Genomic DNA, 13,815 nt, shown 5'->3' with positions numbered 1-13,815 from the left:
CACGACGGCGAGGGCGGCGCGGCGGGGACACCCGCCGCGCCGTCCGGCGTTCCGGAGCCGGTTCACCCGTTCCGGAGGGTGACGCAGCGCGCCGCGAGGTAGCCGACGCGGTCGGCGGGCCCGCCCGGCGGGCCCCAGTACACCGCCGCCCACCGGTCCCCGGCGCCGCCGCAGTCCCGGTACCGCCCGCCCCTGACCGGGGCCGCGCTCCTGCAGGGGTGCGCCTCGCCCTCGGCCAGCTGCCGCACCGGCGTCGCCGTCACCCGGGGCGCCTCGCGCAGCCGGGTGGTGGTCCGGGCCGCCCAGTGGCACGGCCGGACCGCCTGCCGCCCCGCCTCGCGCGGCCGGTCGGCCGCCAGGGACCGCCCGGCGGGCGGGGGCTGGGCCGCCGACGGGGCCAGCAGCGCGACGGCCAGCCCCACCGCCGGGACGGAGGCGGCGGTGAGGGCGGCGAGCCGGGGGCGTGTCATCATGTCTCCTTCGCGGGGGGTACACGTGCGGGGCCACGGCGCGAACAGCGATCCTAGGCCCCGTGCAGGCGTAACTACAATGGGTGACCGGGTGAATACACGATGACCTCACGGGCGGCGGTGCTCGGCTCGCCGATCGCGCACTCGCTGTCGCCGGTGCTGCACCGGGCGGCGTACGCGGCGATGGGCCTGGACGGGTGGAGCTACGACGCGTTCGAGTGCGGCGAGGACGGGCTGGCGGGCTTCCTGGACGGCCTGGGCCCCGAGTGGGCGGGGCTGTCGCTGACGATGCCGCTCAAGCGGGTCGCGCTGAAGCTGGCCGACACGGTGACGGACCTGGCGGCGGGCGTCGGCGGGGCCAACACGCTGGTGCTGCGCGACGGGCGGCGGCACGCCGACAACACCGACGTGTACGGGATCGAGGCCGCGCTGACCGAGGCGGGCGTGGCCGCGCCCGCCTCGGCGCTGGTGCTGGGCGGGGGCGCGACCGCCGCCTCCGCGCTGGCGGCGCTGGCCCGGATGGGCCTGACCGGGGCGACCCTGGCGGTGCGCAGCCCCGAACGCACCGCCGACACGGCCGCGGTGGGGGAGCGGTTCGGGCTGGCGGTGCGGGTGGAGACCCTGGACCGGGTGCCGGAGCTGCCGCCGTCCGCGCTGGTGGTCAACACGCTGCCGGGCGCCGCCGCCGACGCGTTCGCCGAGCCGGTCGCCGCCTCCGGCGCGGCCCTGTTCGACGTGGTGTACGCGCCGTGGCCGACACCGCTGGCCGAGGCCGCCACGGCGGCGGGCGCGACGGTCGTCGGCGGGTTCGCGATGCTGCTGCACCAGGCCGTGCGGCAGGTGACGCTGATGACCGGCCGCGACGACGTCCCGGTGGCGGCGATGCGCGCCGCCGGCGAGGCCGAGCTCGCCCGCCGGGCGGGCGGCTAGCGCACCGCGGGCGGCGGCCGCTGCTGCGTCCGGCGGCGTTTCATCGCCTCCTGCATGACCGTCAGCATGATCGGCAGGATGACGCTGAGCCAGAAGTCGCGCCAGTTCCACAGGTCGACGGCCACCCCGACCAGGCTGCCCAGCGCGACCAGCGCCAGCGCCAGCGCCGCCCAGTGCCGTCGCAGCAGCCGCAGGACGTGCCGGTGGGCGCGGCCCGGCAGCACGCTGCTCAGCGGCCGCCCCCGGGCGTGGGCGTGCTGGACCACCGTCGCGTCCGGCAGCCAGTACACCAGGTCCCCGTCGCGCAGCAGCGGCGGCCGCGACAGCGCGTTGAGCGCCTCCAGCCGCCACCACAGCGTCCACAGCGACGACAGGCCGTCCCCACCGAGGCCGCCGAGGCGCGGATCGACGACCTCCTCGCGCATCAGCGTCCGGAACGCCCGCCCCACCAGCGGCCCCGGCACGCCGCGCGGGTCCTGCAACAGAGCGGCCAGCGCCAGCGGAAGCCCGTAGTGCCACAGCGCCAGCCGCCACACCGGCTTGGCGGCGGGCCCGTGCGGGGCGACGTCGTAGGTCTCGATCCACACGTCGCTGTCGGCGGGGTCCAGGTGCTCGCGCAGCCAGTCGTAGGCGGCCAGCACCCGCTCGTCGCGCCGGTCCGGGGCCGCCTCGACCAGCGTCAGCAGCGTGAACGCGGTGTGCGTGACCGTCGGCGCGGCGGTCGGCGTCGGCCCCCAGGCGGGCCGGTGCAGGGTGCGGTCGGCGGTCAGCCACTCCACGCCGTGCGTGACGGCGGGCTCGAACGGGTCCAGGCGCACCAGCGCCCGCAGCGCCAGGCAGGTCAGCCAGGTCCGCGACGGGCAGCCGTGCATCGAGCCCCAGCCGCCGTCGGCGTTCTGGTTGCGCAGCAGCCAGCGGTGGGCGCGCCGCAGGTCGGGCGCGCCCGGCCGCAGGTCGCAGCGGGCCGACGCCAGGAACCGCGCGATCCACGCGGTGGCCTCCACCACCGGCATGCCCAGGCTGGTCTTGGTGGCCCAGCCGCCGTCGCGCAGCGGCTCGGTGGACACCGACTGCCGCGCCGCCAGGAACGCCAGGCCCTCGTCGAAGTGCTCGAACGGCCGTCTGGCCTCGACGAACGCCAGCAGTCCCAGCGCGGTGGCGGTCGCGCCCGGCTCGGGCCGGGTCAGCTCGTGGTACCAGCCGCCGCCCGTGCCCTGCGCGCTGGCGTAGGTGTCGCGCAGCACGTCGAACGACTCGTCCAGACGGGCGGACAGCACGGCCGTGTCGAGCACGGCGACACCGGGCGCGGGATCGGCGACGGGCGGCGCCGGTCGGATCGCCGGGGGGATGAGAGGGGGAGTGTTCACGGGGCCTGCCTTCCAAGGGATTTGTTCCCGTCAGGCCACTTTTCGCAACCTCGGGGTCCCGGTGGTCTGACCCCGGCCGCACAGATCGCCGCCGGTTCTGGGGGGACACGTTCGGTAACCGATCGCGAGGAGGCCGCCGTCATGGAGGTCAGGGACAACGACGGCCGGGCGGGCGCGGACTGCGTGCTGTGCCCGCCGCTGCGCTTCCGGCTCAACGCCATGGTCGACCTGCCCGGCGCGGACGGGGTGCTCGCCGCCGACGACCGGCTGTTCCTGATGCCGGACCTGGCGCCGCTGGCCGAGGGGCACCTGCTGCTGGTCACCGCCGAGCACCACGCGTGCGCGGGCACGTTCGACCCCGGGCTGTGGGCCCGCGCCCGGCGCTGGCGCGACCATGTGGCGGGGCTGTACCTGGCCGCCTACGGCAGTGCCGACCTGGTGCTGTTCGAGCACGGCCCGGGAAGCCCGCAGGGCGGTGGCGCCTGCATCGACCACGCGCACTGGCACCTGGTGCCCGGCACCGCCGGGGTCCGCGCCGTGCTGGAGGGCCGGGGCCTGCGCGGCGAGACCGGATCGCACGACGCGCTCCGCGAACGCCACCGGGCGGGCCGCTCCTACCTGCTGGTGGAGGAGGACGACACCGCCACCGTCCACCCCGGCGACGGCGTGCCGGGCCAGTTCCTGCGCTGGGCGGTGACGACCGCGCTGTACGGCCCCGGGACGTGGCGCTGGCAGGAGACGTTCGGGCTGCCCGAGAGCCGCGCCCGCTTCCGCCGCACCCTGGAGACGCTGCGCCCGCTGTGCGCCGGCCGGCCCGAACCCGTCGCTCGGCCCGAACTCGTCGGTCAGCCCGAGCGCGCCGACAGCCACCAGTAGAGCTCCCCGGCCGTCAGCCGGTCGCCGAACCCGGCGCGCTCCACGCCCTCCCCGTACCCGGTGGCGTACTCCAGCTCCAGCCGGCCGCGCTGGTGGGCCAGCACCCGTTCCAGGCAGCCGGGCCCGAACCGCAGCAGCCACAGCGGCCGCCCCGGGACCAGCGCGTCCAGCGCGGGCAGCAGCTCCCGGACCTCCCCGCCCTCCACCGGCGCCGGCCGCCCCAGCAGCCGCGCCACCGTCGCCGCCTCGGTGATCACGATGTCGGCCAGCTCCAGCACCGGCGTCACCTCGGCGGCGGGCAGCCGCGCGTCCACGTCGTGCGGGACCACGTCGAAGGCCACCAGCGTCCCGGCCCGCCGCGCGATCGCCGCCGCCCGCCGCAGCGCCGCCGCCGAGATCGGCGACAGCAGCGAGTACCCGTCGGTGAACAGCACGTCGGCCCGGCGGATCTCCCCGGCGGCGCGCCGCACGTCGGCCTCGGTCAGCCGCCGCGACGGCGCGTGCTCCTCGGCCACCAGCAGCCGCACCCCCGGCCCGTCCGCGGTGGCGCGGTCGCGCAGCATCACCGACACGGCGTTGGCGGCCCCCGGCTCGGCCCGCAGCAGGTCCCGCACGCCCAGCCGCCGCAGCTCGCGCCGGATCAACGGCGTGAAGTCGTCGTCGCCGATCTTCCCGGTGACCGCGATCCGCCGGAAGTAGCCGGTGGCCCGCCGCGCCAGGTTGACCGCCGTCCCGGCCACCATGATCCGCGCGGGCGCGTAGGTGAGGCGGTCGGCGGTCAGCTCGGTGAACCGCACCTCCGGCAGCGCGGCGCGCACCTCGATCCGCACGTCGCCCATCACCACCAGGCCGAACCGCCGTTCCACGACGCCGTCGAGCCCGGGGCGGTCCACCGGCGTCCCCGCGGGACGGACGAGGTCCACTCAGCCTCCCGCGTGCAGTCGCAGGAACGCCCGCACCACCGGCCGCAGGTCCGGGATCAGGTCGTAGCCCCACACCTCGTCCAGCGGCACCCAGGAGGGGTCGGCGAGGTGGTCGGTGGGGGTCTGGTTCCGCACGGTCGGCTCCAGCGAGCGGGGGCGGCACACCCGTGCGGCGGCCACCACCCGCACCCGGTCCCCGGAGCGCTCGTCGGGCATGAACCACTGCCACAGGTGGAACGGCGGGCCCGGATCGACCTTCAGCCCGACCTCCTCCCACACCTCGCGCCGGATGTGGTCGTCCAGCCCCAGGTCACCGGCCGGTTCCAGCCGCCCGCCGGGCACCTCCCAGCGCCCGGGATGGCGGGGGTCGGCGGCGGTCTTGCGGACCATCAGCAGTCGGCCGCCGTCGACGATGAACGCCTTCTGCGCGAACTCCAGCCGGAGCGGCGGCACGGTCCTGGGAAAGGGCATCGCTGGCGCCTCCGGTAGGCGGTCCTGACCTCAACGTAACCCGCGCGCCCGCCCCCGGAACGCTCCCCGCGGGCACAAGACCGTCACCCCGCCCGCCCGGCGCGGACCGGCCGGTCGGGAGGCCCGGCGGGGGCCTCGGACGGGCCGGGCGCGGGCGCCACGGACGCCGTTCGCCGCACCGGCGACGAGGTGATAGTCTTGGTGGTCGACCGGCCTGGAAGGACCGTCCTCACCGACGGACCGCCCCAGGCGCTCAAGCGGAGGCCACCTCCCACCTAGCCGGCCGTACAGGTTGGCGGGTCTCGGTCCGGCGTCGCCCTCGTCGGCGACGTTCCGTTCGCGTCGCCTCCGGCGTCGCGGCGACCGAAGGTGGCCCCGTATGCGAGTCGTACGGGGCTTTTCGCATGGACTGCCCGGGGTACGACCGGTCCCACAGCGCAACGCTCCAAGTCATGGCCCCAGGGAGGTCCCATCAGCGCCGAACCGCGTATCAACGACCGCATTCGCGTGCCAGAGGTCCGGCTCGTCGGCCCGAACGGCGAACAGGTGGGCATCGTGCCCATCGCCAAGGCCCTTGAACTCGCGCGTGAGTCGGACCTCGACCTCGTCGAGGTGGCGCCCACCGCGCGCCCGCCCGTCGCGAAGCTCATGGACTACGGCAAGTTCAAGTACGAGTCCGCGATGAAGGCGCGTGAGGCGCGGAAGAACCAGGCGCACACGATCATCAAGGAGATCAAGCTCCGGCCGAAGATCGACCCGCACGACTACGAGACCAAGAAGGGTCACGTGGTGCGGTTCCTGAAGGCCGGGGACAAGGTCAAGGTGACGATCATGTTCCGCGGTCGTGAGCAGTCGCGACCCGAACTGGGCTTCCGCCTGCTGAACCGGCTCGCCGAGGACGTCCAGGAGCTGGGCTTCGTGGAGTCCCGTCCCAAGCAGGACGGCCGGAACATGATCATGGTGATCGGCCCGCACAAGAAGAAGGCCGAGGCCAAGGCCGAGGCCAAGGCCGAGCGCGACAGCCGCGCTCAGCAGCAGTCGGACGCCGGGACCGCCTGAGCGGTCCCGCCGGGCCACCGGAGACGGCCCGCCGGACGCCGCGACACGGTCGCGACGTCGACCGGGGGCCGCCTCCGTTCCCGACGGCCCCGCCCCGAGCGGGTCCGAGACGCACGTACATTGAGCCTGTCCAGGCGCGGTGCCGCGTGACATGTAGCAGCGCGTCCGTTCAGGCGCGCCTCCGTGCCGCCGCGCGGAGGCCAGGAGTAGAGGAGACGACGGCGACCATGCCGAAGACCAAGACCCACAGCGGTGCCAAGAAGCGCTTCAAGCTGACCGGCTCCGGCAAGGTGATGCGCCGCCGCGCCAACAAGAACCACCTGCTCGAGCACAAGCCGACCAAGCGCACCCGTCGCCTGGACGGCCCGGCGGTCGTGGCCCCGGCCGACGCCAAGAACATCAAGAAGCTGCTGCGCAAGTAAGTAGCTCTCCGACCAGCAATCCGTACGACCGGCCGGTGCCCGAGTCACCGGCCCCCACGAAGGAGTCCAACACGTGGCACGCGTGAAGCGGGCGGTCAACTCCGCCAAGAAGCGTCGGGTCGTCCTGGAGCGGTCGAGCGGCTACCGCGGCCAGCGGTCGCGCCTGTACCGCAAGGCCAAGGAGCAGCAGCTCCACTCCATGACCTACGCCTTCCGGGACCGCAAGGACCGCAAGGGCCAGTTCCGTCGGCTGTGGATCCAGCGGATCAACGCCGCCGCCCGCGCCAACGGCATGACCTACAACCGCCTCATCCAGGGCCTGCGCCTGGCCGAGGTCGAGGTCGACCGTCGCATGCTGGCCGAGATGGCCGTCAACGACGCCGCGGCGTTCGCCGCCCTGGTCCAGGTCGCCAAGGACGCGCTGCCCGCCGAGGGCAGCGAGGCCGCCTGAACCCGGCCTCTCCGACAGCGAGACAGATAGCGAGTAACAACGTATGGCGGGCCGCGAGCTGACCTCTGTCCGATCACCCCGGGTGAAGGCGGCTCGACGGCTCGCCAAACGCGCTTTCCGCCGCCGGGAGCGCCGGTTCCTGGCCGAGGGGCCGCAGGCGGTGCGGGAGGCGCTGGCGATCCCCGGCGGGCTGGCCGAGCTGTTCACCACCGCCGAGGCCGAGACCCGCCACGCCGACCTGGTGGCGGCCGCCGAGCGCGCCGAGGTCCCGGTGCTGCGGGTCAGCGGCGAGGTCATGGCCGAGCTCGCCCAGACCGTCACCCCGCAGGGGCTGCTGGCGGTCTGCGAGTTCCTCGACGTCTCCCTGGACGCCGCGCTGGCGACCACGCCCCGGCTGGTCACGGTGCTGGCGCACGTGCGCGACCCGGGCAACGCCGGAACGGTCCTGCGCACCGCCGACGCCGCCGGGTCCGACTCGGTGGTGTTCACCGACGCCTCGGTGGACCCCTACAACGGCAAGTGCGTGCGCGCCTCGGCGGGCAGCCTGTTCCACCTGCCGGTGGTGACCGGGCCCCGGTTCGACACGCTCATCCCCGAGCTGCGGCGCACCGGCCTGACGGTGCTGGCGGCCGACGGCGCGGGCAAGCGCACCCTGGACGACTCCATCGACGACGGGCTGCTGGCCCGGCCCACCGCCTGGGTGTTCGGCAACGAGGCGTGGGGGCTGCCCGAGGAGATCCTCGACAACGTCGACGAGGTCGTCCGCGTTCCCATCTACGGCCGCGCCGAGAGCCTGAACCTGGCGACCGCCGCCGCCGTCTGCCTGTACGCCTCGGCCCGCGCCCAGCGTTCCTGAGCGGCGCGCGGGGGGCGTGCGCGGGAACGCCGCAGGGACGTTACGTGTCCATCTGACCACAAGCGGTCGCGACGGACCTCCTTTTCTGGCATGTGACCTGGAAGGATGGTTCGCGCGCGGTGGCGGGACCGCGCCGGAACGGCCGCGGGACCCCGGAGACGCCAAGTCCCGGTAAAGCCCGTTCCAAAGCTCGTACCAAAGTAGGAGCGCAGACCAACCCGCTGGCGGATCCGAGTGTCACACGGGTTGCCTACGGTGTTGGTGAAGGCGGCGAACACGCCGTGCGAAGTGGGGGCTGACGTGATGACCGACGACAACGGGGCGGCCGGACGGCCGGGCCGACGGAGCCCGGGAGTGCGCTGCCGGCCGCACCCGGCCCAGCGGCAGGCGCCGCGACCGGCGCAGTGGTCGTCGACGCAGTGGCCGTCGGCGCACCTGCGGGCGCGCGCCGCGCTCCCGGTGCGCGACGCGCGGGAGCTGGGCGAGCCCGGCGACCTGCGGGTCGTGCTGGCCCGCGCGCAGGGCGACACGGCCGTGGCCGCGGTCTCGGGGGAGATCGACCTGCGCACCGCCGACACGCTGCGCACCCGCCTGACCGAGCTGCACGCCGCCGGCTTCCGCCGCCTGGTCGTGGACTTCGCCGAGGTGTCGTTCTGCGACGCGACCGGGCTGGGAGCCCTGGTCGCGGTGCACAACCTGGTGCGGGAGCAGGACGGCGAGGTCCGGCTCGTCCGGGTGCGGCCCGCCCAGCTCAAGCTGCTGCGCGTCACCGGACTGCACCGGCTGTTCGTCACCGACCGGCACGACGCGGCCGACGCACCCGCCTCCTCCCCGCGTCCGTGACCGCGCCCGTGAGCGCGTCCGTGGCGGCGTCCGTGAGTGCGCCGTGAGTGCACTCGTGGCCGCGCCTGTGAGTGCGGCCGTGGTCCGGCGCCGGTGACGGCGGGGAGTACGGGGACCGTGGGGGCGCCGCGGCGGGGACGGGACGACGCGGAGGTCACAAAAGGCTTCCCGGTAGGGGTTCGTCGGGTCCCGTAACGCCGCCGACTCCGGATAGAGTCTGTTGTCGACAGGCGGCGTGTTGCACCGGTGTTCGGGAGGCCGTTGTGGGCGGAGAGGAATCCCCCGACGTGCCGCCGCGCGCGCCCGCCGGTGGTCCCCCGGTGCCGGATGACGAGATGCCGGGCGGCGAGGTGGGGATCGACGACCTGCCCGACGGCCTGGTGGTCGCCGACGACGGCGCGCGGGTCGTGGCGTTCAACGCCGCCGCCGCCCGGATGACCGGTGTCGACCCGGCCGACGCGCTGGGCCGCGACTTCCGCGACGTGCTGCCGCTGCACGACGCCGAGGGCCGCGACTGGTGGAAGTGCCTGGCCCCCTACGAGGGCCTGGCCACCCGCACCCGCCACCCCGAACGCTCCCTGTTCCTGCCCGGCGGCACCGAGCTGCTGGTCACCGCCCGCTACCGGCGCGGCGCGGGGGGCCGCGTGGAGCGGTTCACGATCGCGCTGCGGGACGCCGCGCACCGCGCCCGCCAGGAACGCGACCGCGCCGACCTGGTCTCCACCGTCGCGCACGAGCTGCGCTCGCCGCTGACCAGCGTCAAGGGCTTCACCGCCACGCTGCTGGCCAAGTGGCACCGCTTCAACGACGACCAGAAGCGCGTGATGCTGGAGACCGTCAACGCCGACGCCGACCGCGTCACCCGCCTGATCACCGAGCTGCTCGACGTGTCCCGCATCGAGGCGGGGCGGCTGGAGATGCACCGGCAGGTGGTGGACCTGGCCGAGGAGGTCCGCAAGGTCATCGCGGGCCGGGTCGCGGCCGGGGACCCCGAGGACCGCTTCCACTTCGAGACGCGCGGCGAGCTGCCGGAGATGTGGCTGGACCCCGACAAGGTCGACCAGATCCTCTCCAACCTGGTCGAAAACGCGGTGCGGCACGGCGCTGGTACTGTCACCATTGTGGTGGAGCCGGACGCGCATAAGGAGGGGGCCGCCGTGTCGGTGCGCGACGAGGGCGAGGGCATTCCGCCCGAGGCCGCCCAGCGCGTCTTCCGGCAGTTCTGGCGCGGTCCCGGCGGCAACCGCCGCGGCGGCACCGGCCTGGGCCTGTACATCGTGAAGGGCCTGGTCGAGGCGCACGGCGGCACCATCACCGTGCAGCGCGCCCCCGGGGGCGGCGCCGAGTTCCGATTTACCCTGCCCGCAGGGGCCCCCGACTACGTGACGAGCTAGCCGAGCCAGTCCACACGACTGCTCCACCCTCGTCGCCGGGCCCCGGGCGGGCGGCGCGTACCGCGCACGCTTTCCGGATCCTCACCGTCCGAGCACTAGACTGCGGACGTCCCACGCCGACCGGAGTTCTCACACCACCATGTCTGCACCCAACAAGTCCTACGACCCCGTCGAGGTGTCCGCGTTGCAGCCCGAAGCGCTCGAACGCGCCCGCGACGAGGCCCTGGCGGCGATCGCCGCCGCGGGCGACCTCGACGAGCTGAAGCAGGTCCGCCTCGCCCACGCGGGGGACCGCTCCCCGCTGGCGCTGGCCAACCGCGAGATCGGCGCGCTGCCCCCGCAGGCCCGCGCCGAGGCGGGCAAGCGCATCGGCGCGTCCCGCGGCGCGGTCGCCCAGGCCCTCAAGAAGCGCCAGGCCGAGCTGGAGGAGGAGCGCGACCAGCGCGTCCTGGTCGAGGAGACCGTCGACGTCACCCTGCCCTGGGACCGCGCCCCGCGCGGCGCCCGGCACCCGCTGACCACCCTCCAGGACCGCATGGCCGACGTGTTCGTGTCCATGGGCTTCGAGGTCGCCGAGGGCCCGGAGGTCGAGGCGGGCTGGTTCAACTTCGACGCCCTGAACTTCAAGCCCGACCACCCGGCCCGCTCCATGCAGGACACGTTCTTCGTGGAGTCGGAGGACACCGACGTGGTGCTGCGCACGCACACCTCGCCGGTGCAGGTCCGCGCGATGCTGTCGCGGGAGCTGCCGGTCTACGTGATCGCGCCGGGCCGCACGTTCCGCACCGACGAGCTGGACGCCACCCACACGCCGGTGTTCCACCAGCTGGAGGGCCTGGCCGTCGACGAGGGCCTGACGATGGCCGACCTGCGCGGCGCGATCGACGCGTTCGTCAACGGCATGTTCGGCGAGGGCCTGAAGACCCGGATGCGGCCGTCGTACTTCCCGTTCACCGAGCCGTCGGCCGAGGTCGACATGTTGTGCTTCGTGTGCCACGGGCGGTCGGTGGAGGTGGGCGCGCCCGCCTGCCGGACCTGCTCCTCGGAGGGCTGGATCGAGCTGGGCGGCTGCGGCATGGTCAACCCGCGGGTGCTGGCGGCCTGCGGCATCGACCCCGAGCGGTACAGCGGCTGGGCGTTCGGCCTGGGCGTGGAGCGGACGCTGATGTTCCGCCACGGTGTTGAGGACATGCACGACATGGTGGAGGGCGACGTGCGGTTCACCCTCCCGTTCGGGACGGAGATCTGATGCGGGCCCCGCTTTCCTGGCTGCGCGAGTACGTCGAGCTGCCCGAGGGAGTCACCGGCCGCGAGCTGGCGGCCAAGCTCATCGACGCGGGTCTGGAGGTCGAGACGGTCGAGCGGGCCGGGATCGACATCACCGGCCCGATCGTGGTCGGCCGGGTGCTGACCGTCGAGGAGCTGACCGGTTTCAAGAAGCCGATCCGGTTCTGCACCGTGGACGTGGGCGCGGCCAACGGCACCGGCGAGCCGCAGAACATCGTGTGCGGCGCGACCAACTTCGCCGTCGGCGACCTGGTCGTGGTGATCCTGCCGGGCGGCGAGCTGCCCGGCGGGTTCAAGATCGGCGCGCGCAAGACCTACGGCCGCATGTCCGAGGGCATGATCTGCTCGGTGACCGAGCTGGGCATCGGCGACGACCACTCCGGCATCCTGGTGCTGCCGGAGGGCACCGCCGAGCCCGGCACCGACGCGATCGGGCTGCTCGGGCTGCGCGAGGACGTGCTGGACATCGCCGTCACCCCGGACCGCGGCTACGCGCTGTCGATCCGCGGCCTGGCGCGCGAGGCGGCCATCGCGTACGGGGTGCCGTTCCGGGACCCGGCCGACGTGGAGCTGCCGACCGGCGAGGGCGGGTCGTACCCGGCGTCGATCGCCGACCCGACCGCCTGCGACCGGTTCGTGCTGCGCGAGGTCCGCGGCTTCGACCCGAACGCCACGACCCCGCTGTGGATGCGGGTCCGCCTGTTCCGCGCGGGCGTGCGCCCGGTGTCGCTGGCGGTGGACGTCACCAACTACCTGATGCTGGAGCTGGGGCAGCCGCTGCACGCGTTCGACCGGACCAAGCTGACCGGCCCGATCGTGGTGCGGCGCGCCGAGCCGGGCGAGAGGCTGGAGACCCTCGACCACGTCAAGCGCGCCCTCGACCCCGAGGACGTCCTGATCACCGACGGATCGGGCGCGATCTCCCTGGCGGGCACGATGGGCGGGCTGGCCACCGAGATCGACGACGCCTCGACCGACATGGTCGTCGAGGCGGCGCACTTCGACGAGGTCGGCGTCGCCCGCATGGCGCGGCGGCACAAGCTGCACAGCGAGGCGTCCTACCGGTTCGAGCGCGGCGTGGACCGCGAGCTGCCGCTGTACGCGTCCTACCGGGCGGCGCGGATGCTGGCCGAGCTGGGCGGCGCGGAGATCGTTCCGGGGGTCACGCACGCCGAGGCCCCGGTGGAGACCCGCACGGTCACGATGGCCGCCGCCCACCCGGCGAAGGTCGCGGGCGTGGACTACGACCGCGCCACGGTCGTGCGCCGCCTGGAGCAGGTCGGCTGCCGGGTCGAGGGGGAGGAGACGCTGACGGTGACGCCGCCGTCGTGGCGTCCCGACCTGAACGACCCCAACGACCTGGCCGAAGAGGTCATCCGGCTGGAGGGCTACCGCAACATCCCGTCCCGCGCGCCGCGCCCGGCCGCCGGTCGCGGGCTGACCGCCGGCCAGCGGCTGCGCCGCCGCGTCGGCCGCGCCCTGGCCGGGGCGGGCTATGTCGAGGTGCTGAACTACCCGTTCGCCTCCGAGAAGGACTGGGACGCGCTCCAGCTTCCGGCGGGCGACGCGCGCCGCGACGCCCTGCGGCTGGCGAACCCGCTGTCGGAGGACGAGCCGCTGCTGCGCACCACGCTGCTGCCGGGGCTGCTGAAGACCCTGACCCGCAACGTGGGCCGCGGCTTCGGCGATCTGGCGCTGTTCGAGCTGGGCGTGGTGTTCCGGCCCCGCCCGGACGCGCCGAAGGCCGCGCCGCGGCTGCCGGTGGACCGCGGCCCGTCCGTCGAGGAGATCGCCTCGGTGGACGCCGCGCTGCCGGACCAGCCGCGCCGGGTGGCGGTCGTGCTGGCGGGCGAGCGCGAGCCGTCCGGCTGGTGGGGCAGGGGCCGTCCCGCGAACTGGGCCGACGCGGTGGAGGCCGCCCGCGTGGTGGCCGCCGAGGCGGGCGTGGAGCTGACGGTGCGGGCCGACCGGCACGAGCCGTGGCACCCGGGCCGCTGCGCGGCGCTGTACGCGGGCGACACCCTGGTTGGGCACGCCGGCGAGCTGCACCCGCGCGTGGTCAAGGCGTACGGCCTGCCGCCGCGCACCTGCGCGATGGAGCTGGAGCTGCGCGGTCTGGGCGAACCCCGCGACGTGGCGGCCCGGCCGGTGTCGACCTATCCGGTCGCCACCCAGGACGTGGCGCTGGTGGTGGACGCCTCCGTCGCGGCCGCCGAGGTGGAGGCGGCGCTGCGCGAGGGCGCGGGCGAGCTGCTGGAGTCGGTCCGGCTGTTCGACGTCTACACCGGCGAGCAGGTGGGCGAGGGCCGCAAGTCCCTGGCCTACGCGCTGCGCTTCCGCGCCTCCGACCGCACCCTGACGGCCGAGGAGGCGACGCAGGCCCGTGACACGGCGGTCGTGACGGCCGCCGAGCGCACCGGGGCGGTCCTGCGCGGCGCGTAGCGACGCGACACGCCGAGGCGGCCC

General features: G+C 74.7%; 14 protein-coding genes. 10 read left to right on the top strand and 4 right to left on the bottom strand.

The window, feature by feature from the left end; genetic code table 11:
* Positions 1-62: 62 nt before the first annotated feature.
* Positions 63-470, bottom strand: a complete 408-nt coding sequence (locus HNR61_RS39145) for a hypothetical protein (RefSeq protein ID WP_220510344.1) — start codon at positions 468-470, stop codon at positions 63-65.
* Between the two features lie 102 nt (positions 471-572).
* On the opposite strand from HNR61_RS39145, the gene HNR61_RS39140 reads away from it, so the two are divergent.
* On the top strand, positions 573-1,400 hold the full coding sequence (locus HNR61_RS39140; protein WP_182848207.1) for a shikimate dehydrogenase: 828 nt from the start codon (positions 573-575) through the stop codon (positions 1,398-1,400).
* Here HNR61_RS39140 and HNR61_RS39135 read toward each other — a convergent pair.
* Positions 1,397-2,767, bottom strand: coding sequence for a prenyltransferase/squalene oxidase repeat-containing protein (locus tag HNR61_RS39135; protein WP_182848206.1), 1,371 nt, complete (start codon positions 2,765-2,767; stop codon positions 1,397-1,399). The two genes, HNR61_RS39140 and HNR61_RS39135, sit on opposite strands and share 4 nt — an antisense overlap.
* 141 nt (positions 2,768-2,908) lie before the next feature.
* Between HNR61_RS39135 and HNR61_RS39130 the strand changes: the two genes are divergently transcribed.
* A complete protein-coding gene (locus HNR61_RS39130) occupies positions 2,909-3,643 on the top strand; it encodes an HIT family protein (RefSeq protein WP_182848205.1) in 735 nt (244 codons plus the stop codon).
* On the opposite strand, the gene HNR61_RS39125 is transcribed toward HNR61_RS39130, so the two are convergent.
* Both HNR61_RS39125 and HNR61_RS39120 read right to left on the bottom strand, forming a co-directional pair.
* Entirely contained in the window at positions 3,613-4,566 is a 954-nt protein-coding gene (locus HNR61_RS39125) for a PfkB family carbohydrate kinase (protein ID WP_182848204.1), read from the bottom strand. The genes HNR61_RS39130 and HNR61_RS39125 overlap by 31 nt on opposite strands.
* Positions 4,567-5,037 carry an NUDIX domain-containing protein gene (locus tag HNR61_RS39120; protein ID WP_182848203.1) on the bottom strand — a complete coding sequence of 157 codons (471 nt, stop codon included), beginning with the start codon at positions 5,035-5,037 and terminating at the stop codon, positions 4,567-4,569.
* A gap of 471 nt (positions 5,038-5,508) precedes the next feature.
* On the opposite strand from HNR61_RS39120, the gene infC reads away from it, so the two are divergent.
* The 8 genes from infC to pheT all read left to right on the top strand — a co-directional run bounded on the left by infC (position 5,509) and on the right by pheT (position 13,791).
* Positions 5,509-6,096, top strand: a complete 588-nt coding sequence (gene infC, locus HNR61_RS39115) for a translation initiation factor IF-3 (RefSeq protein WP_312898325.1) — start codon at positions 5,509-5,511, stop codon at positions 6,094-6,096.
* A 227-nt stretch (positions 6,097-6,323) separates the two neighbouring features.
* Positions 6,324-6,518, top strand: coding sequence for a 50S ribosomal protein L35 (rpmI, locus tag HNR61_RS39110; protein WP_067488686.1), 195 nt, complete (start codon positions 6,324-6,326; stop codon positions 6,516-6,518).
* A gap of 73 nt (positions 6,519-6,591) precedes the next feature.
* Positions 6,592-6,969, top strand: coding sequence for a 50S ribosomal protein L20 (rplT, locus tag HNR61_RS39105; protein ID WP_067827701.1), 378 nt, complete (start codon positions 6,592-6,594; stop codon positions 6,967-6,969).
* Positions 6,970-7,012: 43 nt separating this feature from the next.
* Positions 7,013-7,825 carry a TrmH family RNA methyltransferase gene (locus HNR61_RS39100; RefSeq protein ID WP_182848201.1) on the top strand — a complete coding sequence of 271 codons (813 nt, stop codon included), beginning with the start codon at positions 7,013-7,015 and terminating at the stop codon, positions 7,823-7,825.
* A 354-nt stretch (positions 7,826-8,179) separates the two neighbouring features.
* On the top strand, positions 8,180-8,668 hold the full coding sequence (locus HNR61_RS39095) for an STAS domain-containing protein (RefSeq protein ID WP_312898312.1): 489 nt from the start codon (positions 8,180-8,182) through the stop codon (positions 8,666-8,668).
* 263 nt (positions 8,669-8,931) lie between these two features.
* Positions 8,932-10,062 carry a sensor histidine kinase gene (locus HNR61_RS39090; RefSeq protein WP_376770301.1) on the top strand — a complete coding sequence of 377 codons (1,131 nt, stop codon included), beginning with the start codon at positions 8,932-8,934 and terminating at the stop codon, positions 10,060-10,062.
* Between the two features lie 139 nt (positions 10,063-10,201).
* Positions 10,202-11,311, top strand: a complete 1,110-nt coding sequence (pheS, locus tag HNR61_RS39085; protein WP_182848199.1) for a phenylalanine--tRNA ligase subunit alpha — start codon at positions 10,202-10,204, stop codon at positions 11,309-11,311.
* Positions 11,311-13,791 (top strand): phenylalanine--tRNA ligase subunit beta, encoded by a 2,481-nt coding sequence (pheT, locus tag HNR61_RS39080; protein ID WP_182848198.1) that lies wholly within the window; start codon positions 11,311-11,313, stop codon positions 13,789-13,791. The genes pheS and pheT overlap by 1 nt, the downstream gene beginning before the upstream one ends.
* Positions 13,792-13,815: the final 24 nt, after the last annotated feature.

It is taken from the genome of Actinomadura kijaniata, assembly GCF_014138665.1.
GTDB lineage: Bacteria > Actinomycetota > Actinomycetes > Streptosporangiales > Streptosporangiaceae > Spirillospora > Spirillospora kijaniata.
This window is presented reverse-complemented; position numbering and strand designations above follow the sequence as displayed.